At 53.4% G+C, this 21,979-nt stretch carries 25 protein-coding genes and 1 riboswitch; of the genes, 12 read left to right on the top strand and 13 right to left on the bottom strand.

The genetic code is table 11. From position 1 onward, the window contains the following. Positions 1–177: 177 nt before the first annotated feature. Positions 178–882, top strand: coding sequence for a fimbrial biogenesis chaperone (locus JC793_RS05485; protein WP_218427737.1), 705 nt, complete (start codon positions 178–180; stop codon positions 880–882). 16 nt (positions 883–898) lie between these two features. On the opposite strand, the gene dinG is transcribed toward JC793_RS05485, so the two are convergent. Then, on the bottom strand, positions 899–3,007 hold the full coding sequence (gene dinG, locus JC793_RS05480; protein WP_218427735.1) for an ATP-dependent DNA helicase DinG: 2,109 nt from the start codon (positions 3,005–3,007) through the stop codon (positions 899–901). 186 nt (positions 3,008–3,193) lie between these two features. On the opposite strand from dinG, the gene JC793_RS05475 reads away from it, so the two are divergent. Together JC793_RS05475 and sseA are read left to right on the top strand one after the other, a co-directional pair. Next, positions 3,194–3,343: a hypothetical protein gene (locus tag JC793_RS05475; protein WP_004235712.1), complete on the top strand. Its 150-nt coding sequence runs from the start codon at positions 3,194–3,196 to the stop codon at positions 3,341–3,343. 31 nt (positions 3,344–3,374) lie between these two features. Next, entirely contained in the window at positions 3,375–4,214 is an 840-nt protein-coding gene (sseA, locus tag JC793_RS05470) for a 3-mercaptopyruvate sulfurtransferase (RefSeq protein WP_214095481.1), read from the top strand. A gap of 55 nt (positions 4,215–4,269) precedes the next feature. On the opposite strand, the gene JC793_RS05465 is transcribed toward sseA, so the two are convergent. From JC793_RS05465 to rhlE, 3 genes are all read right to left on the bottom strand, one after another. After that, positions 4,270–4,518: a GlsB/YeaQ/YmgE family stress response membrane protein gene (locus tag JC793_RS05465; RefSeq protein WP_046893757.1), complete on the bottom strand. Its 249-nt coding sequence runs from the start codon at positions 4,516–4,518 to the stop codon at positions 4,270–4,272. Positions 4,519–4,602: 84 nt separating this feature from the next. Continuing rightward, complete coding sequence (dusC, locus tag JC793_RS05460) at positions 4,603–5,547, bottom strand: tRNA dihydrouridine(16) synthase DusC (RefSeq protein WP_218427733.1); 945 nt, start codon at positions 5,545–5,547, stop codon at positions 4,603–4,605. 12 nt (positions 5,548–5,559) lie between these two features. Then, positions 5,560–6,906 (bottom strand): ATP-dependent RNA helicase RhlE, encoded by a 1,347-nt coding sequence (gene rhlE / locus JC793_RS05455; protein ID WP_166707265.1) that lies wholly within the window; start codon positions 6,904–6,906, stop codon positions 5,560–5,562. A 214-nt stretch (positions 6,907–7,120) separates the two neighbouring features. On the opposite strand from rhlE, the gene JC793_RS05450 reads away from it, so the two are divergent. The 7 genes from JC793_RS05450 to JC793_RS05420 are packed head-to-tail and all read left to right on the top strand — an operon-like array spanning position 7,121 to position 13,705. Continuing rightward, on the top strand, positions 7,121–7,807 hold the full coding sequence (locus JC793_RS05450) for a CerR family C-terminal domain-containing protein (protein ID WP_166707264.1): 687 nt from the start codon (positions 7,121–7,123) through the stop codon (positions 7,805–7,807). A 38-nt stretch (positions 7,808–7,845) separates the two neighbouring features. Further along, positions 7,846–8,844: a secretion protein HlyD gene (hlyD, locus tag JC793_RS05445; RefSeq protein WP_107678151.1), complete on the top strand. Its 999-nt coding sequence runs from the start codon at positions 7,846–7,848 to the stop codon at positions 8,842–8,844. Between the two features lie 9 nt (positions 8,845–8,853). Then, the gene (locus JC793_RS05440; protein WP_052926214.1) at positions 8,854–10,599 is read left to right on the top strand and encodes an ATP-binding cassette domain-containing protein; all 1,746 of its coding nucleotides are present in this window, start codon (positions 8,854–8,856) and stop codon (positions 10,597–10,599) included. Further along, positions 10,596–11,732 (top strand): ABC transporter permease, encoded by a 1,137-nt coding sequence (locus JC793_RS05435; protein WP_218427731.1) that lies wholly within the window; start codon positions 10,596–10,598, stop codon positions 11,730–11,732. The genes JC793_RS05440 and JC793_RS05435 overlap by 4 nt, the downstream gene beginning before the upstream one ends. A 10-nt stretch (positions 11,733–11,742) precedes the next feature. Continuing rightward, complete coding sequence (locus JC793_RS05430; RefSeq protein WP_054425570.1) at positions 11,743–12,840, top strand: ABC transporter permease; 1,098 nt, start codon at positions 11,743–11,745, stop codon at positions 12,838–12,840. Between the two features lie 31 nt (positions 12,841–12,871). After that, positions 12,872–13,060 carry a hypothetical protein gene (locus JC793_RS05425; RefSeq protein WP_208323140.1) on the top strand — a complete coding sequence of 63 codons (189 nt, stop codon included), beginning with the start codon at positions 12,872–12,874 and terminating at the stop codon, positions 13,058–13,060. Then, the gene (locus tag JC793_RS05420; RefSeq protein ID WP_218427729.1) at positions 13,061–13,705 is read left to right on the top strand and encodes an aminoglycoside phosphotransferase family protein; all 645 of its coding nucleotides are present in this window, start codon (positions 13,061–13,063) and stop codon (positions 13,703–13,705) included. It begins immediately after the preceding gene. A gap of 58 nt (positions 13,706–13,763) precedes the next feature. Here the strand turns inward: JC793_RS05420 and JC793_RS05415 are convergent, their stop codons facing one another. The 6 genes from JC793_RS05415 to JC793_RS05390 all read right to left on the bottom strand — a co-directional run bounded on the left by JC793_RS05415 (position 13,764) and on the right by JC793_RS05390 (position 17,829). Further along, entirely contained in the window at positions 13,764–14,474 is a 711-nt protein-coding gene (locus JC793_RS05415) for a Bax inhibitor-1/YccA family protein (RefSeq protein WP_046893747.1), read from the bottom strand. Positions 14,475–14,674: 200 nt separating this feature from the next. Then, complete coding sequence (moaE, locus tag JC793_RS05410) at positions 14,675–15,130, bottom strand: molybdopterin synthase catalytic subunit MoaE (protein ID WP_054425568.1); 456 nt, start codon at positions 15,128–15,130, stop codon at positions 14,675–14,677. 3 nt (positions 15,131–15,133) lie between these two features. Continuing rightward, positions 15,134–15,379, bottom strand: a complete 246-nt coding sequence (gene moaD, locus JC793_RS05405) for a molybdopterin synthase sulfur carrier subunit (RefSeq protein WP_046893745.1) — start codon at positions 15,377–15,379, stop codon at positions 15,134–15,136. Beyond that, entirely contained in the window at positions 15,376–15,855 is a 480-nt protein-coding gene (gene moaC, locus JC793_RS05400; RefSeq protein WP_046893744.1) for a cyclic pyranopterin monophosphate synthase MoaC, read from the bottom strand. The genes moaD and moaC overlap by 4 nt, the downstream gene beginning before the upstream one ends. Positions 15,856–15,880: 25 nt before the next feature. Then, entirely contained in the window at positions 15,881–16,864 is a 984-nt protein-coding gene (moaA, locus tag JC793_RS05395; RefSeq protein WP_166707261.1) for a GTP 3',8-cyclase MoaA, read from the bottom strand. Further along, positions 16,852–17,000, bottom strand: a riboswitch (molybdenum cofactor riboswitch). It overlaps the preceding gene by 13 nt. Before the next feature lie 286 nt (positions 17,001–17,286). Beyond that, entirely contained in the window at positions 17,287–17,829 is a 543-nt protein-coding gene (locus tag JC793_RS05390; protein WP_218427727.1) for a GNAT family N-acetyltransferase, read from the bottom strand. A 256-nt stretch (positions 17,830–18,085) separates the two neighbouring features. Between JC793_RS05390 and JC793_RS05385 the strand changes: the two genes are divergently transcribed. Then, complete coding sequence (locus JC793_RS05385; RefSeq protein WP_046893742.1) at positions 18,086–18,994, top strand: gluconeogenesis factor YvcK family protein; 909 nt, start codon at positions 18,086–18,088, stop codon at positions 18,992–18,994. A 5-nt stretch (positions 18,995–18,999) separates the two neighbouring features. On the opposite strand, the gene uvrB is transcribed toward JC793_RS05385, so the two are convergent. Continuing rightward, a complete protein-coding gene (gene uvrB, locus JC793_RS05380; RefSeq protein WP_218427725.1) occupies positions 19,000–21,012 on the bottom strand; it encodes an excinuclease ABC subunit UvrB in 2,013 nt (670 codons plus the stop codon). 27 nt (positions 21,013–21,039) lie between these two features. Here uvrB and JC793_RS05375 point away from each other — a divergent pair, with 27 nt between their 5' ends. Beyond that, positions 21,040–21,192, top strand: coding sequence for a hypothetical protein (locus JC793_RS05375; protein WP_155402962.1), 153 nt, complete (start codon positions 21,040–21,042; stop codon positions 21,190–21,192). 349 nt (positions 21,193–21,541) lie between these two features. On the opposite strand, the gene JC793_RS05370 is transcribed toward JC793_RS05375, so the two are convergent. Both JC793_RS05370 and bioD read right to left on the bottom strand, forming a co-directional pair. Then, positions 21,542–21,706 (bottom strand): hypothetical protein, encoded by a 165-nt coding sequence (locus tag JC793_RS05370; protein WP_247717326.1) that lies wholly within the window; start codon positions 21,704–21,706, stop codon positions 21,542–21,544. Positions 21,707–21,725: 19 nt separating this feature from the next. Continuing rightward, positions 21,726–21,965 carry an ATP-dependent dethiobiotin synthetase BioD gene (gene bioD / locus JC793_RS05365; RefSeq protein WP_431739824.1) on the bottom strand — a complete coding sequence of 80 codons (240 nt, stop codon included), beginning with the start codon at positions 21,963–21,965 and terminating at the stop codon, positions 21,726–21,728. Between the last annotated feature and the right edge of the window lie 14 nt (positions 21,966–21,979).

Genomic DNA, 21,979 nt, shown 5'->3' with positions numbered 1-21,979 from the left:
GATGTCTTCCTTACTCAGCAATAAACAAAATCCCGAAGAAATACGTATTTCAAAAACAGAAAAAAACCATAAAATTAAATGAGATAAGAGGAATACGTTAACACGTAATTATAGCAGATAATTATCTCAGTAATAATACCTGCTTATATATTCCTTTGGGCATAGCGGGGAAATAAAATGAAATTATATCTGTTATTAGTCATGTATTTTATCAGTGCCTTTTCTTTTGCTGACGGTATCAGTCCGGACAGTACACGGTATATTTATCCGGAAGATGCACATGATATTACGGCCCTGATAAGTAATGAATCCGCCAATGCGGCATTTGTTCAGTACTGGCTTGACCCCGGTGATTCTGAAGAGCTGACCGCAAAATTGCCTGTCACACCGTTTGAGCTGACGCCGCCAATCTCGCGTATTAATCCCGGCTCAAGTCAGACACTGCGCATCCGGCTGATGGATAAAAGCACAATACCGGCCGACAGAGAAAGCCTGTGGTGGCTGAATGTTCTGGATATTCCGCCGGTCAGCAAAACGCCTTCAGCGGAAGCAAAAAACTCCGTACAACTGGCCGTTCGTTCCCGGTTTAAAATGTTTTACCGTCCCGCCGGGTTAAGTGACAGAAATACCGCCACACAGCAGGTTACATTTCAGTCCGGCACTCATTCAATCCTGATAAATAATAATTCGCCGTACCACATTACCATTACGGAAATAACGCTGGCGGATAAAAAACAGATATTACATAAATCGTTTATGCTGACACCGAAAAGCCGTTCGGAAATTGCAGTAAAAAGAGCGGTTACACGTGGTGACCATCTGACTGTCAGTAATATCAATGATTATGGCGGTAATGTGACCTTTACCGCTACGGCAGAATAACCGTTATCCGTTTATATTATTTTTCCGGTTCAATATCCGGCCGTATAATCGGAAACACCGGTAATGCATTAAGCAGCCTGCTGCCGTACCGTTTGGTCAGCAGGCGCTGGTCATAAATCACCACATCACCGTGACACTGATGACTGCGGATCAGCCGTCCGACCTGCTGGATCAGGGTAAATGACGCGCCCGGCAGGCTCTGGACTTCAAACGGATAGCGGTTCAGGGATTTCAGCCAGTCGTTTTCCGTGATAATCACCGGATTAGTGACCGGCGGAAATGCGATTTTATGGATATGAACCTGCGTCAGGTAATCGCCTTTCAGATCAAGCCCCTCCGCAAAAGAGTGCAGACCAATCAGCACACTGGTCTGCCCGTCCCGTATCCGCTGACAGTGGGTTTCCACCAGCCGGTAACGGGGCTGATCACCCTGCACCAGCAGTTGCAGCCGCAGGTCCGTCACATGGGTAAGAAAAAGATCCATCGCCCGCTGACTGTTAAACAGTACCAGCATACCGCGGTGTTCACCGGATGCCAGCTGTGAGCGGAAGTAACGCGCCATTTCACCGATATGTGCGGCTTCATCCGCCGGCGTCGGCTCATAATGCATTTTCGGGATCACCAGACGCCCCTGGCGGCAGTGATCAAACGGGGAACCGAGTGCCACAAAGCGGTCATCCGCCTTTTCACTCAGTCCGGTCATTTCCTGTAACCGGCTGAAACTGTTGAGTGAACGCAGTGTCGCTGAGGTCACCACGATATTCGGCACATTGCGCCATAACAGATGCCCGAGCTGTTCACTGACGCGGATACCCGCGCAGTGGAACCAGAGGTGAGACTGATTCTTTTCATAGCGGCGGCTGAGCCATTTTGAAACCGGCGCATGTGAGATTTCAGAGAGTGCCGCCAGACGCCATAGTTTGGCACTGCTTTCCAGTGCGCCGAGAAACTTACCGGCGGTGAGTATGGCCTTATGCAGCCGGACAATATCCTGCTTTGCGGTCTGTTCGTTCAGGTCACTTAGAATCCCCTCCACCATGCTGTGCAGGGCGTCCGTCTGTTTCGACAGCTGCTGAGCGGCTGCGGTCAGCGGTTCCGGCAGTTCCCCGAGCGGAAAGAGATAGTGCGGATCTGCTGCCTGCTCCGGCAGCAGCGCCTGTGTATACATTGCCACATCACGGTACACGTCCGACATCGCTTCCAGATGTTTTTGCAGACGCGCACTGTCCGCCAGTTTCGGCGGTTTTACCGGACGAAACTGTTGCAGATACTGAGTGACAAAGCGGGAAAGATTATCCAGTTGTGCCTGAAGTGATACCAGGGTGATATCCCCCTCCACTTCCAGGGAGTCACGGGCCACATCGGCAATATGGTGCCCCTCATCCAGTACCAGCAGCAATTTTTTGCTTTCCGGCAGAACAGATTCATTTTCCATTGCCGCCATCACCAGCGCATGGTTGGCAACCACCACATCCACACTTTCAATTTCACGCCGCGCGAGGAAAAACGGACAGCGCGAATAATACTGGCAGTTGCGGCCGAGGCAGCTGAGTTTGTCGGTGCTGATTTTACGCCACAGACTGTCCGGAATGGATGTTTTATGGTGGTCGCGCAGGCCGTCCCAGCCGAAAGAGGTAAAATCATTCTGCAGCTGCCGCACCGTGTCACGTTCAGACGCCGTTGCCACATCGGCTTTATCTTCCAGCAGCAGCATCAGGTCTATCTGTTCGCCTTCCGCCGCACCGATCACCGCCATATTGCGCGGACAGACATAGCGTCCGCGCCCGAATGCACCGGTAAAACGCAGATCAGGAATAATTTTTGCCAGCAGCGGCAGATCTTTGCTGTAGATCTGATCCTGTAATGCGACGTTAGCGGTGCTGATCACCAGCAGTTTTTGCTGCTCACGCGCCACTGCAATCCCGGGGATCAGATAAGAGAGGGTTTTCCCTACTCCGGTCGGGGCTTCAATCACCAGATGCCGTCCCTCATCCCCCGCCATGGTCCGGGCGACTTCCGCAATCATCTCCCGCTGCGGCGCGCGCGGAACAAAGCCGTCAATCTGCTCCGGCAGGGCTTTGTACCAGGCGCTGATTTGTTGTTTGACGGTGGCGGAAAGGGGCATCAGAAAAACCTATGGATAAATAAACAGGGCGCTATTGTTTCACACTACAGAAAAAAAATCAGCATGTCCGGGCCGTTACCGCTCATTTTCTGCATACGGTTCTTTCAATAGTTTGTTACAATTAATCAACATCACTCCGGATTTATCCGGCAGACAGGCTATATCAGATAAGATCAGAATACATCTATGAAGAAATTATTGATTATTTTCATTTTTATTTTTGCTTTCGGCTCTCTCGGCGGCGTTTTTCTTGCCGGAATGAACATGTATAATCGTTCGGTTGCCCCTGAGACTCCATCCACGGCGCAGGAAACGACCACCGGAGAAACCCGGTAATACTCTGCGTCCTGCTAACGAGGTTATTGCGATGTACCGAGACTATTTTGTGACAGCAGACTGGCTGCACACGCACCTGAATGATGAAAATCTTGTCGTGCTCGATGTCAGCAAAGCACCACCCGTTCAGCCCGCAGATTGCCGTCAGTTGTGGCTTGAGCGCCATATTCCCGGCGCACACTATTTTGATCAGGATAAAGTCGCTGATCGCGCCTCCCCGCTGCCGCATATGCTGCCGTCACCGGAAGTGTTCGCGCAGGCCGCCGGTGAGCTGGGGATTGATAATGACACCATGGTGATTATTTATGATCAGGGTAACCTGTTCTCCGCCCCGCGCGCCTGGTGGACACTGAAAACCTTCGGTGTGAAAAATCTGCGTATTTTACAGGGCGGACTGCACGCCTGGATCAATGCCGGTTATAACACCGAAAGCGGTGAGATCCCGCTGCCGCAGGCAAAAACGTTTGTGCCTGAGTTTCAGCGCCATAATGCCGTGAATAAAGATGATGTGCTGCTGGCGATTACTGACCCGGAAATTCAGATTGTTGATGCCCGCTCTGCCGACCGTTTTCAGGCACTGGCTCCGGACCCGCGTCCCGGCGTGCGTTCCGGCCATATTCCGGGCAGTTGCAATGTGCCGTGGAATACGCTGGTGGAAAACGGGATCTTCAAATCCCCGACACAAATTCAGCAACTGTTCCGTGATGCGGGTGTGGATTTAAGCAAATACCTTGTGGTGTCCTGCGGCTCCGGCATGACCGCTGCGGTGCTGCTGCTGGCGCTGACACTTACCGGCCATCAGAATGTCCGTCTGTATGACGGTTCATGGGCGGAATGGGGCGGTTCAGATACCCTGCCGATCGAACCATAAAAAAATGCCGGAGCACATCAGTGACTCCGGCATTTTTTAATCTGTTATATGGCTGTCAGCCCGCAAACTTCCCGGCAAGAAACAGCACAACCATCGCACCGATAACGGCCACAACAAAACTACCGAAATTAAACCCGTCAACCCGGCCTTTGCCGAAGAAAACACTGATATATCCCCCGACAACAGCACCGACGACCCCTAATACAATGGTCATAATAAATCCGATACTGTAGGTTCCGGGCATAATCCACTTCGCCAGCACACCTGCAATCAAACCAAAAATAATCCAGGAAAGAAAATTCATTACTGCCTCCTGCTGTATTAACGGGTTAAGAAAAAATCCGGTTCACCTGTCAATTAAAGTGTCATATGACAAAAAAAGCAAATTTTATGCGCTCTGAGCCCGGGAAATGGCCTGTGCAATCGATGCGGAATCTTTCAGCGGACGGATAACAGCAAAGAGCTCATCCGCTTCCTGCGGATACGCTTTATGCAGATAACTGAACCACTGTTTGATACGCGCCACATGATACAGCCCGGTATCACCCTGTTTTTCCAGCTGCGTATAACGGTGCAGTAATGCCACAACATCCGGCCACGGCATAAAAGGCGCATCGTGTTTGACCACACGGCTCAGGTTGGGCACATTGAGTGCCCCGCGTCCGAGCATTACGGCATCACATCCGGTGACAGCCAGACATTGCAGAGCACTCTGCCGGTCGCGGATCTCACCGTTGGCAATCACCGGAATGGGCAGCCGCTGACGGATAGCGGCAATCGCCGGCCAGTCAATCAGATCCGCGCGATAGCCCGCCTCTTTGGTGCGCCCGTGCACGGTGATCTCGGTCGCCCCGCCCTGCGCCACCGCATCGGCGATTTCAAACTGATGGGCATTGCTGCTCCAGCCGAGCCGCACTTTCACAGATACCGGCAGATGCGCGGGAACCGCCTCACGGATAGCTTTGGTGCCCTGATAAATCAGTTCCGGGTCTTTCAGCAGAGTCGCCCCGCCGCCGCTGCCGTTCACGGTTTTGGACGGACAGCCGCAGTTGAGATCCACCCCGTGCGAGCCGAGCTCCGCCGCCCGTGCGGCATTTTCCGCCAGCCACTGCGGGAACTGCCCCAGCAGCTGAACCCGCACCGGTGTTCCGGATTCGGTCAGACCGCCGTGTTCCAGCTCCGGGCAGAGACGGAAAAACAGCTTCTCCGGCAGCAGCATATCCACCACGCGGACAAACTCGGTAATACAGAGATCATAATCATTCTCCGCCGTCAGCAGATGGCGGACAAGGGGGTCAAGGACCCCCTGCATCGGTGCTAAAAGAACACGCATGAGCCGGTACCGTTATTTACCCCGGTTACCCCACGGGCTGCCGGAGTCGCTGTTACCGGAACGCGGTTTGTGCTGACGCGGACGCGGCGGACGTTTGTCGCCGCCACCGCTGTTACTGCGGCCTTCGGTGCTGCGTCCCTGTCCGCCCTGACGTCCGCCGCCGGAACGGCCGTTACCGCCGCGACCCTGCTTCGCTTTCTGGATAGGTTCGGCTTTGATAGACGGGTCCGGATCGTAGCCCGGTTCAGCCATCCGTTCGATTTGCTTTTTCAGCAGTTTTTCAATGTCGCGTAATAAATCATGCTCATCGACACATACCAGTGATAATGCCAGGCCGGTAGCCTCCGCACGCCCGGTACGGCCGATACGGTGAACGTAATCTTCCGCCACATTCGGCAGTTCATAGTTCACGACATACGGCAGCTGTTCGATATCCAGGCCGCGTGCCGCGATATCTGTCGCGACCAGTGCGCGGATCGCACCGCTTTTGAAATCCGCCAGTGCACGGGTACGTGCGCCCTGGGATTTGTTGCCGTGAATAGCTGCCGCTTTAATGCCGCTGCCGTTGAGGAATTCCGCCAGACGGTTGGCACCGTGTTTGGTGCGGGTGAAAATCAGCACCTGCTCCCAGTTATCACGGCCAATCAGGTGTGCCAGCAGTTCGGCTTTGCGTTTTTTATCCACCAGGTGAACAAACTGTGAGACCTGCTGCGAGGCGCTGTTGCGCGGGGAAACTTCCACCGTCACCGGATTATTCAGGATGGTATTCGCCAGTGATTTGATGCCGTTGGAGAATGTCGCGGAAAACAGCAGATTCTGACGTTTTACCGGTAATTTTTTGATAACACGACGGATATCATGGATAAAGCCCATATCCAGCATGCGGTCAGCTTCATCCAGCACCAGAATTTCAACTTTGGATAAATCCACCGCATTCTGATGTTCCAGATCCAGCAGACGCCCCGGGGTGGCAATCAGGATATCCACGCCGCTGCGCAGTTTCATCATCTGCGGATTGATGCTCACTCCGCCGAAGACAACCAGAGAGCGGGTACGCAGGTGACGGCTGTACTCACGGACGTTTTCGCCGATCTGTGCTGCCAGTTCGCGGGTCGGGGACAGGATCAGCGCGCGTACCGGACGCCCGCCGCCTTTGCGCGGATTATCCTGTAAATATTGCAGGATAGGTAAGGTAAAACCGGCGGTTTTTCCTGTACCGGTTTGTGCGCTGGCTAATAAGTCATGTCCGGCAAGCACCTGAGGAATGGCCTGCATCTGAATCGGGGTCGGCTGCTCGTAGCCCATCTCTGCGACGGCCTTCTGAATTTCCGGGCATAATGGTAATGATGAAAAACTCATGAATTGTTAAGACTCCGCCCCGGTCTGTTGTCTGCGGGGCCTGCTGATAATTGAATGTCGAAAATTAATCCGTCACTCCGGAAGAAATATCGATAAAATACGTCTGTGATCAATCCGTTGCTTACTGCTCATTTACAACAGATACTGATGAGCATACAGTTAATCATATGATTGATCTCTCGTTTATGCCGACACACCTATAAGGATATACGCCATGTCAGTCAATACGACTAATACGCCGCGAGGCGAACAAGCCAAACTCGCTTTACTGGAAGCCGCTATTGAGATTTTCGGACTGAACGGCCCAAATAGTGCCACTACTCGCCAGATTGCACAACGTGCGGATCAAAATATCGCAGCTATTGCTTATTATTTCGGCTCAAAAGACGGGTTGTATCTGGCCGTGGCACAGCATATTGCCGACATTATCCGTGATGAATTCCGTCCTGTCATTGAAGAAATTGATTTGTTTCTGGCAAACGGTACGGACGGGCAGGATGAATCCCGCTGTTTGCAACTGATTGAGCAGAGTTTTCTCGCCTACAATGAACTGGTACTGAAGAAGGGTAATATTAATATCAGCCGGATTATGTCACGTGAGCAATTAATTCCGACCAAAGCTTACACGCTTATCCATGAACAGGCGCTGTCTGTTATTTTTACCCGTCAGGCCAGGTTAGTTGCCCGCTATACCGGCCTGCCGGACGGGCATATCAACACATTGATCCATACTCACGCCCTGATGGGTGAAATATTGTCTTTCCGTCTGGCACGGGAAAACCTGCTGCGCCAGACCGGCTGGGACAATATCGGTCCGAAAGAGTATGACATGATCAATAATGTGCTGCGTGAACATATCCGCCTGCTGCTCAGCGGATTACAGCAGCATTACCGGAACTGATACACCACTGTCTCTGATAACTCACTGGAAACCAATTCATGAAACCAATGAAAAAAACCGGGATATTTATCATTATTCTGATTCTGCTGGCGGGTGCCGGCGGATGGTACTGGTGGGAGTCACGCCCGTCGGGGCCCGCCCTGCTGTACGGTAATGTGGATATCCGGACAGTGAATCTTGGTTTTCGTGTCGGCGGCAAACTGCAATCCCTGAATGCGGATGAAGGTGCAGCTGTGCAGCCCGGAGAGTTACTCGGTATGCTGGATGATACACCGTACCGCCACGCCCTGCTGAAAGCAGAGGGGGTACGGGACAGTGCGCAGGCTGCATTATTACTGATGGAAACCGGCTACCGTCCGGAAGAAATCGCGCAGGCAAAAGCGGATGTTGCCCGCAATACCGCGGCGGCAGAATTCGCCCGTCAGTTTTATCAGCGCCAGGCCGGACTGATGAAAAGCCGTGCCATCTCCGCCAATGATCTGGAAAATGCCCGGAATCAGCGCAATCAGGCGGATGCGGCACTGAAAGCCTCACAGGATAAACTCAATCAGCTGGAAAACGGTTACCGCAAAGAAGAGATTGCCGAAGCACGCGGACAACTGAAACAGGCTGAAGCCGCGGTGGAGCAGGCGAAGCTTGATCTGGCCGATACCCGGCTGACCGCACCGGCAGAAGGGACTATTCTGACCCGTGCCATTGAACCCGGCACAATTTTACCGGCGGGCAGCACGGTGTTCACGCTGACACTGACCAACCCGGTGTGGGTGCGGGCATATGTCAGTGAAAATGAACTGGGACAGGCACAACCCGGACGCAAAGTCCTGCTGGAAACCGACAGCCGCCCGGGCAAACCGTATCACGGTCATGTGGGATTTGTTTCCCCGACCGCCGAATTTACCCCGAAATCCGTTGAAACCCCGGCGCTGAGGACCGATCTGGTCTACCGTCTGCGTATTGTCGTGACTGATGCCGACCCGCTGCTGCGTCAGGGGATGCCGGTCACCATCCGCTTTGATAACGAAGAGCCGCAGTCGTAAGGAGAGACGATGTCAGACATCACTATCTCCCTCAGTGCGGTCGAAAAGCACTTTCCCGGCCTTGATAATCCGGCCGTTGACCGGCTGACCACCACGATTCAGGGCGGTGGTGTGACCGGGCTTGCTGGGCCTGACGGTGCCGGAAAAACCACACTGATCCGCATGCTGGCCGGGCTGCTGAAACCGGACAGCGGAGAGATCCGCGTCGCCGGATTTGATCCGATTGAGGACAGTGTCGCTTTGCGCGCACAGCTCGGTTATATGCCGCAGAAATTCGGGCTGTATGAAGATCTGTCGGTGATGGAAAACCTCCGTTTATATGCCGAACTGCGCGGCCTGCCACACCACGAACAACAGGCGGTTTTTGACCGCCTGCTGACCTTTACCGATCTGACCCGCTTTACCGGCCGTATGGCGGGCAAACTCTCCGGCGGTATGAAACAGAAGCTGGGCCTGGCCTGCACACTGCTCGGGCAGCCGCAGGTGCTGCTGCTCGATGAGCCGGGTGTGGGGGTCGATCCTATCGCCCGCCGCGAGTTGTGGCGGATGGTGCACTCTCTCGCCGATGACGGCATGCTGATCCTCTGGAGTACCTCTTATCTGGATGAAGCGGAACAGTGCCGCGATGTGCTGCTGCTCAATCAGGGAAAAGTGATCTATGAAGGCAAACCGGCACAACTGACAGAAACCATGGAGGGCCGCTCTTTCCTGCTGTCCGCAGAACCCGGTGAGCGCCGCCGTATCTTACAGGAAGCATTGATTCAGCCACAGGTGACAGATGGTGTTATTCAGGGGCGTTATGTCCGGCTGATTGTGAAACCACAGGCGGATACCCGCGCCCTGCTCAGTGCGCTGAATTCCCCGGATGCGGAACTGCTGCCCGCCAAACCCCGTTTTGAGGATGCGTTTATTGATCTGCTCGGCGGCGGCCCGTCACACCGCTCGCAGCTGGCGCAGATTATGCCGCAGATCCCGGCGGCACCGGATGAAACCGTAATTGAAGCCGTCAGTCTGACCAAAAAATTCGGTGATTTTGCCGCAACCGATCATGTGGATTTTCAGGTTAAGCGCGGCGAGATTTTCGGCCTGCTCGGCCCGAACGGTGCGGGCAAATCCACCACTTTCAAAATGATGTGCGGCCTTATGATCCCCAGCAGCGGCCGCGCCCTGGTGCTGGGGCTGGATCTGAAAACCAGCTCAGCCAAAGCCCGCAGCCGCCTGGGTTATATGGCACAAAAATTTTCCCTCTACGGTAATCTGACCGTCGCCCAGAACCTGACATTTTTCTCCGGTGTTTACGGGCTGCGCGGCAAAGCGCAGCAGCAGAAAATCGACGATATGGTGAATGCCTTTAATTTCACCCCGATCCTGCGCCAGACCACCGAAGATTTACCGCTCGGTTTCAAACAGCGGCTGGCGCTGGCCTGCGCCCTGATGCATGAGCCGGATATTCTTTTTCTCGACGAACCGACTTCCGGCGTTGATCCGCTGACCCGCCGCGAGTTCTGGCTGCATATTAACGGCATGGTGGATAAAGGCGTAACCGTGATGGTGACCACTCACTTTATGGATGAGGCGGAATATTGTGACCGTATCGGGCTGGTCTATCACGGTAAAATCATTGCCGCCGGTACGCCGGATGAACTTAAAGCCTCTGTCGCGGATGACACCCATCCTGACCCATCGATGGAAGATGCCTTTATCGGGCTGGTTGAAGAATATGACAAAGAAAGCGCACAGGAGGCTGCATCATGAGCACACCTTCCGGTTTTTCATGGCGTCGTCTGCGGGCGCTGTGCATCAAAGAGAGCAAACAGATTGTCCGCGACCCGTCGAGTGCTCTGATCGCGATTGTGATCCCGCTGATTTTATTATTTATTTTCGGCTACGGCATCAATCTGGACTCATCAAAACTGCGCCTCGGGATTCTGGTTAATCAGCAGAGTGAACCGGCACGGGAGCTGATCAGCACGTTTACCGGTTCTCCGTTTATTGATGCCACTCTCAGCGATAACCGCCATGAATTAATCGATAAACTTCAGGCGGGACATATCCGCGGTATTGTGGTGATCCCGGCCGATTTTGACAAACGCCTTGCCCGTAAGGGTGATATCGCACCGATACAGGTGATTACGGACGGCAGCGAGCCTAATACCGCCAATTTTGTGCAGGGCTATGCCAGCGGTATCTGGCAAATCTGGCAGCAGCAGCGCGCACAGGATAAGGGGATCAGCAGTGAACCGCTCATTGATGTCCGGCTGCGCTACTGGTTTAACCCGGCCGCTGTCAGCCAGCATTTTATTATCCCGGGCGCTATCAGCATCATTATTACCGTGGTCGGTGCGATCCTCACCTCACTGGTGGTGGCGCGGGAATGGGAGCGCGGTACCATGGAAGCGCTGCTTTCCACACAGGTGACCAAAACGGAACTGCTGCTCTCCAAACTGCTGCCCTATCAGGTGCTCGGCAGTTTTGTGATGGTGCTCTGTATGGTGGTAACGGTGTATGTGCTGGATGTGCCGTATCGCGGTTCGCTGTGGCTGCTGGCACTGGTGACCTCCCTTTATCTTGCCACTGCACTCGGCATGGGGCTGCTGATTTCCACGGTAACCCGCAATCAGTTTAATGCCGCGATGATCTCCCTGAATGCCGCATTTCTGCCCGCGATTATGCTGTCCGGATTTGTGTTTGAAATCGACAGTATGCCGGTGGCGATACAGGTGGTGACCTATGTGATCCCGGCGCGCTACTTTGTGGAAAGCCTGCAAACCCTGTTTCTGGCGGGCAATATTATGCCGGTGATTATCAGCAATCTGGTGCTGCTGATCCTGTCAGCGATTGTGTTTATCGGCCTGACCGCCCTGAAAACCCGCCGCCGGCTTGATTAAGGAGAAGCGCATGTTCCACCGGATATTCACCTTAATTATTAAAGAGCTGCAATTGCTTCTGCGGGAGCGGCAGACCCGGACGATCCTGATCGTACCGGTAATTTTTCAGATGATTTTGTTCCCGCTGGCGGCAACGCTGGAAGTCACCAACGCGACTATCGCGATTTACGATGAGGACAAAGGCCCCGCATCCATTGAACTGACCCAGCAATTTGCCAAAGCCAGTGCCTTTTCAGACGTACTGCTGATCCAAAACCGGCATGACGTACAGGATGTGATTGATAACCGCAAAGCGCTGCTGCTGGTACATTTCCCGCAGAATTTCAGTGCGCAGCTTGCCGGACACAAACCGGCACAGCTGCAAATTCTGCTCGACGGGCGGAATTCCAACAGTGCGCAGATAGCCGCCAATTATGTTCAGCAAATTACCGCGCATTATCAGCAGGAACGGATGCCGCAGGCGGTCACCAGTGAGCTGGTGGTGCGCAACTGGTATAACCCGAATCTGGATTACAAATGGTTTATCGTGCCCTCGCTGGTGGCGCTGATCACCACCATCGGCGTGATGATTGTGACCTCACTCTCTGTTGCCCGTGAACGGGAACAGGGCACGCTGGATCAGTTGCTGGTTTCGCCGCTGACTACCGGTGAGATCTTTGTCGGCAAAGCCGTCCCTGCGCTGATTGTGGCAACGGTACAGGCCAGTATCGTGCTGGTGATCGGTATTTTCGCTTACCACATCCCTTTCTCCGGCTCACTGCTCCTGTTTTATTTCACTATGGTGATATACGGGCTGTCGCTGGTCGGGTTCGGCCTGTTAATCTCCGCCCTTTCCGCCACTCAGCAGCAGGCCTTTATCGGCGTGTTTGTCTTTATGATGCCCGCCGTGCTGCTGTCCGGTTATATTGCTCCGGTGGAGAATATGCCGGTCTGGCTGCAACATATTACCTGGGTCAATCCTATCCGCCATTTCAATGAAATCACCAAACAGATTTACCTCAAAGATGCGGATTTCAGTGTTATCCGCCAGAGCCTCTGGCCGCTTCTGGTGATCGCGGTCACCACCGGCTCGGCTGCCTATGCGTTGTTCCGGCGCAAGATTGCGTGATAACGTCCGGTAAAAAGGAATATTAACTATTGTGATACCCGATACACGCCTTGCCACAGCGCTGATAGCGGAACAATTCCCGCAGTGGGCACATCTGCCGGTGACACCGGTCGCGACCAGTGGCTGGGATAACCGGACATTTCATCTGGGTGAAGAGATGCTGATCCGCCTGCCGTCTTCACCGGATTATGCCGGTCAGGTGCTGAAAGAACAGCTGTGATTGCCTCGTCTGGCAACAGGACTGAAGATTCAGATCCCGGTCCCGCTCGGTACGGGTAAACCATCAGAAAGATTTCCGCTGCCGTGGTCTGTGTACCGCTGGATCCCGGGAGAAACGGTTGCGGCACACCCGCCGGCTGATAAAGCCGTGTTTGCCCGTGACCTCGCAGATTTTCTGACGGCATTTCAGAGTATCGATGCAACTGACGGCCCGGCAGCCGGTGAGCAGAATTTTCACCGTGGCGGTAATTTAGCAGTTTATGACAGTGAAACCCGTCAGGCGCTGGCGAATCTGAAAGATAAAACCTGTATTCCGCTGTTTCTGCGGATATGGGAAAACGCTCTGCAATCACCGCGGACGACTGAACCTGTCCGGGTTCACGGTGATATCAGTGCGGGCAATCTTATCACTGCTGACGGCCGTCTGAGTGCCGTGATTGACTTCGGGCAACTTGGTACCGGTGACCCGGCCAGTGATCTGGTAATCGCCCGGACCTTCTTTGACAGGGAAAGCCGTAACATCTTCTTTAAACGGCTGCAATGTGACGCCGGAACCCGTGCAAGAGCAATGGCCTGGGCGCTGTGGAAGGCACTGATTGTCAGTGCAGCCCCGCAGAATACCAATGTGACGGAGGCCGGGCAGTAAACGCAAAAAAGGCCGGTTTTCACCGGCCTTTCATTGTTACACATTATTCTGTCTGTGATTAGCGGCGGTCGCCCAGCAGGCGCAGCAGCATCAGGAACAGGTTGATGAAGTCCAGGTACAGAGACAGCGCACCCACGATCGCATAGCGGCGCATGGTGTCTTTGTTGTTGCTGTCAATCTGCTCACCCAGTTCACGCAGTTTCTGCGTGTCATACGCGGTCAGACCGGCAAACACAATCACACCGATATAGGTGATGATCAGTGTCATACCTTCGCTTTTCAGCCAGATATTGACCAGTGACGCGATGATAATACCAATCAGCCCCATAAACAGGAAGTTACCCATCCCGGACAGACTGCGTTTGGTGGTGTAGCCGTAAATGCTCAGCGCACCGAACATCCCTGCCGTGATAAAGAAGGTGCTGACGATAGACGCTTCGGTATACACGATAAAGATACTGGCGAGTGTCAGACCCGTCAGTGCGGAATACAGCATAAACAGCCCGGTCGCCACAGAAGCACTCAGGCGCTCAACCATACCGGAGATAACCCAGACCAGTGCCAGCTGAGCAATAATCAGACCGAAAAAGGTGATTTTGCTGGAGAAAACAAAGCTCATAATCGCCATGGAGTTAGACGAATACCAGGCGACAAAAGCAGTCAGCAGCAGACCGCATGCCATCCAGCCGTAAACCTGGGCCATATAAGCCTGAATACCGGAGCCCGCCTGTGAAACTATCGAGCCGTTAGAACGAGGAAATCGGTCCATGATGGATAACCCTTTCATCTGTATCAAATTGTTTATCGGATGATAAACGACCAAGGCCTATAGATTATCACATAAAAAGGGTGTTGCCAGCAGGCAAACTGTCAGGAATTCTCCCCTTTTCTTTACAAACAGGGAATATTTTTAACCTGATATGCAGGCGCCGGAAAAAATCCGGCGATCAGGCGGGGATTGGCGGTAAATTACCAGCGATCTGCGGCTTTTTGGTCGCTTTCTCTGGCATCCACCCAGCGGGTGCCGCCTTCCGGCAGTGTCTCTTTTTTCCAGAACGGCGCACGGGTTTTTAAGTAATCCATAAGGAATTCAGCCGCTTCAAATGCCATGCCGCGATGCGCGGCACTGACACCGACAAATACGATTTCATCATTCGGGTATAAACTGCCGACCCGGTGGATCAGCGTCACGCGCTGTAATTCCCAGCGTCCGCGCGCCTGTGTGACTATATCTGTCAGGGCTTTTTCAGTCATGCCCGGATAATGCTCCAGCGTCAGCGCCGCCACATTATCACCCAGGTTATGATTACGGACTTTGCCGGTAAAGGTCACCACCGCGCCGTCATCCGCACAACCGGCCAGCCACTGATATTCCTCACCAACACTGAAATTATCCGTCTGAACAGCAATCCGGGTATTATTCATAGCTCAGCCTCCGGTGACCGGCGGGAAGAATGCGACCTCGTCACCATCTGTCAGTGGCTGTGACAGCGGCACAAAAGACTGATTTACCGCACACAGCAGTTTGCCGGATTCCAGCGCCAGCGCCCAGCGCTCACCGCGCTCACATAACGCCGCCCGTAAATCTTCCGCAGTAGCGTAATCACACGGCAGAGAAAGTTCGTCAGTATTCACCAACTCGCGCACCTGCGCAAAAAACAGTACCTTAATCATGCGTCCGCCTTAAAATGTCCTGATTTCCCGCCGCTTTTTTCCAGTAAACGCACCGGCCCGATAACCATGTCTTTCTGCACCGCTTTGCACATATCATAGATAGTCAGCGCGGCCACAGAAGCGGCGGTCAGAGCTTCCATCTCCACCCCGGTTTTACCGGTCAGACGGCAGCAGGATTCAATACGCACACGGGACGTTTCCGGCTCCGCACTCAGCTGAACTTCGACTTTGCTCAGCATCAGCGGATGACACAGCGGGATCAGATCCCAGGTCCGTTTGGCGGCCTGAATACCGGCGATACGGGCTGTCGCAAAGACATCCCCTTTGTGATGGTTGCCGTCAATAATCATCTGTAAGGTTTTGGCATCCATGGTGATAAAGGCTTCGGCGCGCGCTTCGCGGACCGTTTCCTGTTTTCCGGACACATCCACCATGTTGGCTTCGCCCGCCGCATTAATATGGGTGAGTTGAGACATGTAAACTCCTGATATGACCGGCGGATCAGCCGCCGATAACGGATAAATTCGGGGTAATACCGCTGTCCCCCTGATGGAGGAAATGGGTTTCGCGTTTGTGCTGCAATGCCCGCTGAAGCCGTGCTTTCAGTTCGGCGTCGTGTCCGTCTTCTGCCAGCAGGTCACGCAGCGTGATCCCCTGCTCACCGAACAGGCACAGATGCAGGTTACCGACCGCAGACACCCGCAGGCGGTTACAGCTCTGACAGAAGTCTTTTTCATACGGCATGATCAGGCCGATTTCGCCCTGATAATCCGGATGACTGAACACCTGCGCCGGGCCGTCACTGCGGGCACGCGCCACCTGCTGCCAGCCTGCCTGTAACAGACGGGCACGGATAACATTGCCGGAGATATGAAAACGGCGGAACACATCACTGCCGTCGCCGGTTTCCATCAGTTCAATAAAACGCAGCTGAATCGGGCGGTCTTTGATCCAGTTCAGAAACGCGGGCAGATGGATGTCATTGACATTCTTCATCAGCACCACATTCACTTTGACCTTCTCAAAACCGGCCTCAAACGCGGCATCGATACCGTTCATCACCTGCATGAATTTATCCTGCCCGGTGATAGCGTGAAACTGGCGCGGGTCGAGACTGTCAACACTGACATTCACGGCGCTCAGCCCGGCGTCACGCCAGTCGCGGATATCCCGTGCCATGCGGTAACCGTTGGTGGTCACGGCGATGGTGCGGATATTCTCATTTTCGCGGATAGCGGCAACAATATCGGTAAAATCGCGGCGCATCGTCGGCTCTCCGCCGGTCAGACGGATTTTTTCCGTGCCCAGCTGAGCAAACGCGCGGGTCACCCGGCGGATTTCACCGAGCGAAAGAAAGGATTTGTGTCCGTTTGGTTTATAACCATCAGGCAGACAATAGTTGCAACGGAAATTGCAAACGTCTGTCACGGAGAGGCGCAGATAATAAAACTTGCGCGCAAAGGGATCTGTCAGTTGTTCAGTCATAACACCTTTCCAAATACGGGAGATGCGGACATTTCTATCCTGCACCCTGGTGACACTCTGGAGTGCCACGGCCAGCTCACCCTATTTCCGGTTCTGACTGAAACGTAGGTGTGAAGGCTAGGAGTTAATCGTTGTCATTAATACTGTTAATAACCACGCTAAGTGAATTGATTCTAGCGTCGCCCTGCGGGAATTACCATGACAAATACGTTATATATCTTATTATACAACGAGTTACCGGGACTCCGGAGAAAAAGACTTACACGCGGGATAACGAAAATTTCACACCATTTTTCAATTAATTAGCAAATAAATTATAGGTTTCCGAACAAATAACAACCAACAAACCGCCGGAAATACGGCGGTTTGCCGGGAAAATTATTTACCACTTTCTTGATCTGACACCCGTATATCCGGCCCGGTCAGTCCAGTGTAAGGTGATAGAAAATAACGGATTTATAATTCATCATCAGTGTCTCCTGCGGACGGAACCCGTGACGCTCTGCCAGCCGGGCAGAAGGTTTATTCTCAGGAGCGATAATACACACGCATTCATTAATGCCGCGCACCTCTTTCAGCCAGGTCAGTATGGCTCCCAATGCTTCACCGGCATAGCCCTTGCCGTGCGCCCGCTCTGCAAATACCCAGCCCGCTTCCGGATAGCGGCTGATGTCTTTTTCCATTTCACGGTAAAAATCCGCAAAACCGATATCGCCGATATACTCTCCGGTACTTTTTTCCCTGACCGCCCAGTAACCATACCCCAGCAGCGGCCACAATCCGAGATACGCCAGCATCCGCATCCAGCTGTCGCGGGGCGTGGAGATTTGCCCGGCCATGATATGATGCGTTACCGCGGTATCCGACCACATGTCAGCGACTGCCGCGTGATCCTCTCTGCGGTGAGCGCTCAGGATCAGGCGTTCAGTTTCCAGCACCGGAATGGTGTACGTCAGGTCATTCATGATGTTCTTCCTGTCATTTATTGATTTTAGTTATTGATGTTTATTTATGATGCTTTCAGTCATCACATCCACTCATACCATGACTTTCCTGCGCCTGCCACCACCGAATTACGCGTAATAGTACGCAGTAAAAAGATAATTTATCTTTATGATTGAGCAGAGTTTGATAAATCTCAGTATCGTGACGCGAAAAATTGGTTTTTATGATAGATTAGCGCGCAAATAAATATGAAAACTCAGGGAATGCATAAACACTATGGGAAACCGCACACTCACGTCGCTGGAACATGTTGTTGCTTTAGGCGGAGGCCACGGGCTGGGACGGGTGATGTCCTGCCTGAACGGTCTGGGATCGCGGCTGACCGGCGTGGTCACCACCACGGATAACGGCGGCTCCACCGGCCGGATCCGCCGGGCGGAGGGCGGCATTGCCTGGGGGGATATGCGCAACTGCCTCAATCAGATGATCACCGAGCCGTCGATTGCCTCCACCATGTTTGAATACCGTTTCAGCGGCAATGGTGAGCTGGCAGGCCATAACCTGGGGAATCTGATGCTCAAGGCGCTGGATCATATGAGTGTGCGTCCGCTGGATGCGATCAATCTGATCCGCAATATGCTGAAAGTGAAAGCGAAGTTAATCCCGATGTCGGAAACGCCGGTTGATCTGATGGCTATCGACAGCGACGGCCACGAGGTGTACGGCGAAGTCAATGTGGATCAGCTGACCTGCCCGCCGCAGGAGTTACAGCTCTCACCGCCGGTGAAAACCACCAAAGAAGCGCTGGACGCTATCTGCCGTGCAGAGCTGATCATTATCGGTCCCGGCAGTTTCTTCACCAGCCTGATGCCGCTGATGCTGCTGCCCGATTTCACCAAAGCCATTAATTTCAATCAGGCGCCGATGATCTACATTGAAAATCTCGGCAAAGAGCTGAGCCCGGCGGCCGCGTCACTCAGCCTGAGTGAAAAAATAGCCGTGCTGGAAAAACGCATCGGCCGCAAACGGATAGATGCAGTGGTATGCGCACCGCATATCAATACCGGCGATCTCGGCGACCGTCTGATTGTCAGAGAGGTCCTGGAGGCACAGGATGTCCCGTACCGCCATGATCGCAACCTGCTGCTGAGTGCGCTGGATAAAACAATCGGCCTGCTGCCCTGATACGGTCAGGAGTTGGCAATAAACTGCTCACGTAATCCCTGTAATTCATCCCGTACCGCTGCCGCCTGTTCAAATTCCAGATCCTGTGCGTGGCGGTACATCTGCGCTTCCAGTTCCTGAATCTTAACTTCCAGCTCTTTCGGCGACATACGCTGGTAATCGCTGCTTTTCGCAGCCGCTTTTCCTTTGCCTTTGTTTTTCGCTCCCGCAGACGGCTGGCCGATTTTCAGGATATCGCCAATCTTTTTGTTCAGCCCTTTCGGCACAATACCGTGTGCTTCGTTAAACGCCATCTGCTTCTCTCTGCGGCGTTCGGTTTCCTCAATCGCTTTCGCCATTGAGGCCGTAATTTTATCGCCGTAGAGAATCGCTTTACCGTGCAGGTTACGGGCAGCACGGCCGATGGTCTGGATCAGGGAACGTTCGGAACGCAGGAAACCTTCTTTGTCCGCATCCAGGATAGCCACCAGCGATACTTCCGGCATATCCAGCCCCTCACGCAGTAAGTTGATGCCCACCAGCACATCAAACTCCCCGAGGCGCAGGTCACGGATAATTTCCACGCGCTCCACGGTATCGATATCCGAGTGCAGATAACGCACCCGCTCACCGTGTTCTTCCAGATATTCAGTAAGATCTTCCGCCATCCGTTTGGTCAGTGTGGTGACCAGCACACGCTCATTTTTCTGCGCGCGGATACGGATTTCAGACAGCAGATCATCCACCTGCGTGGTGACCGGCCGTACTTCCACTTCCGGATCGAGCAGCCCGGTCGGCCGCACAACCTGTTCAACCACATCAGAGCCGGATTTCTCCATTTCATATTTACCCGGCGTGGCAGACACATAAATACTCTGCGGGGCGAGGGATTCAAATTCCTCGAAACGCAGCGGGCGGTTATCCAGTGCGGACGGCAGACGGAAGCCGTATTCCACCAGGGTTTCTTTGCGTGAACGGTCGCCTTTGTACATCCCGCCGATTTGCGGAATCGTGACGTGGGATTCATCGATCACCAGCAGACCATCTGCCGGCAGGTAATCAAACAGGGTCGGCGGGGATTCGCCGGATTTACGTCCGGAGAGATAGCGCGAGTAGTTTTCGATCCCCGAGCAGTAACCCAGTTCATTCATCATTTCCAGATCAAACTGGGTGCGCTGGGCAAGGCGCTGCTCTTCCACCAGCTTGTTATTGTCGATCAGGAATTTGCGCCGCTCCGCCAGCTCGGTTTTAATCCCTTCCATCGCCTCAATGATGCGCTCACGCGGCGTTACATAGTGGGTTTTCGGGTAAACGGTAAAACGCGGCACCTGATAATGGATGTGCCCGGTCAGCGGATCAAACAGTGACAGGCGCTCAACTTCATCATCAAACAGTTCGACGCGCAGCGCGTAATCATCCGATTCCGCAGGGAAAATATCCACCACTTCACCGCGCACACGGAATGTGCCGCGCTGAAAAGCCTGGTCGTTGCGGGTGTACTGGAGATCGGAAAGCCGGTGCAGGATCGAACGCTGATCGATGATCATCCCTTCCGTCAGATGCAGCATCATTTTCAGGTAACTGTCCGGATCACCCAGACCGTAGATAGCGGAAACCGATGCCACCACTACCACATCCCGCCGTTCCAGCAGGGCTTTGGTGGCGGAGAGGCGCATCTGCTCAATATGTTCGTTAACCGAGGCATCCTTTTCGATAAAGGTGTCTGAGCTCGGTACATAGGCTTCCGGCTGGTAATAGTCATAGTAGGAGACAAAATATTCCACCGCGTTTTCGGGAAAGAAATCTTTAATCTCACTGTAGAGCTGCGCGGCAAGGGTTTTGTTAGGCGCCATAATCATGGTCGGACGGTTCAGCGTGGCGATAACATTGGCAATGGTGAACGTTTTCCCCGAGCCGGTTACCCCCAGCAGCGTCTGATGCGCCAGCCCGTCTTCCAGGCCCTCAACCAGTTTTGCAATAGCCTGCGGCTGGTCACCGGCCGGTTTAAAGTCAGAATGCAGTTTAAATAGTTTGCTCATGGGCCCCCCTGCGCGAATAGGGTCACTATGATACTGGATAAAAAACCAGCTTCAACCCCCGGCAGAAAAAATCCGTTATTTTGTGATTTTTTGCTTGCAAAACCGGGGAAAATTTTATTGCCTTTCCACAGTTATCCCCAAAAAAAAGCACTTGCAATTTTAAATTATGCTGAAATCTGATGCGCCTCTGACCAATTGCTATTTTTCACGCCGGAGGACTCTTGATTTTATTTATCTACTTGTTATTTATAGATAAATAATAAAAGCCCGATTTTACAACAATGTCAGTGAAAGCCCCGTATCTGCAAGGATGGCGTGAGTTTTCTAAAGTTAATACACAAGGTTATCCACAGGAATAGTGGATAACTTAATAAAGTCGTTTGCCGGTGCATGGTTGCGTGACATTGTGCAGCCATAAAATTGTCACTTTCAGCACAAAGAGAAAAAATAATTCAGGATTTTTTCCTGATAAAAAACACCCGGCCGGAAGATTTGCCGTGATCCCGGCACGATCCTGCCGGGAGCAGGATCAGTGTGCGGAAACCGGCAGAGAAAGATAACCGGATAAGTCCTGATTCAGCGGATCCGGCAGATGGGGAAGTACACCCATACACGGTGCCGGGATCAGATTACTGAGTGTCGCCAGATACGCCTGCTGCCGCAGTCCCGGCGGCGTGACCTCATCGGGCTTCACACCACGGCCGGGGGCAGGATCAGTGCGCGGAAACCGGCAGAGAAAGATAACCGGATAAGTCCTGATTCAGCGGATCCGGCAGATGGGGAAGCACACCCGGGCACAGTGCCGGGATCAGATTGCTGAGTGTCGCCAGATACGCCTGCTGCCGCAGTCCCGGCGGCGTGACCTCATTAGCCACCCAGCCCGCCAGCAGCAACCCGGCCTGCTGTATCGCCATCACCGTCAGCAGAGCGTGATTAATGCAGCCGGGCTTCACACCACGGCCGGGAG

This window comes from Morganella morganii, assembly GCF_019242955.1.
Classification (GTDB): Bacteria; Pseudomonadota; Gammaproteobacteria; order Enterobacterales; family Enterobacteriaceae; genus Morganella; species Morganella sibonii.
Note: the sequence above shows the minus strand (reverse complement) of the source record. Positions and strands in the feature narration are given on the sequence as shown.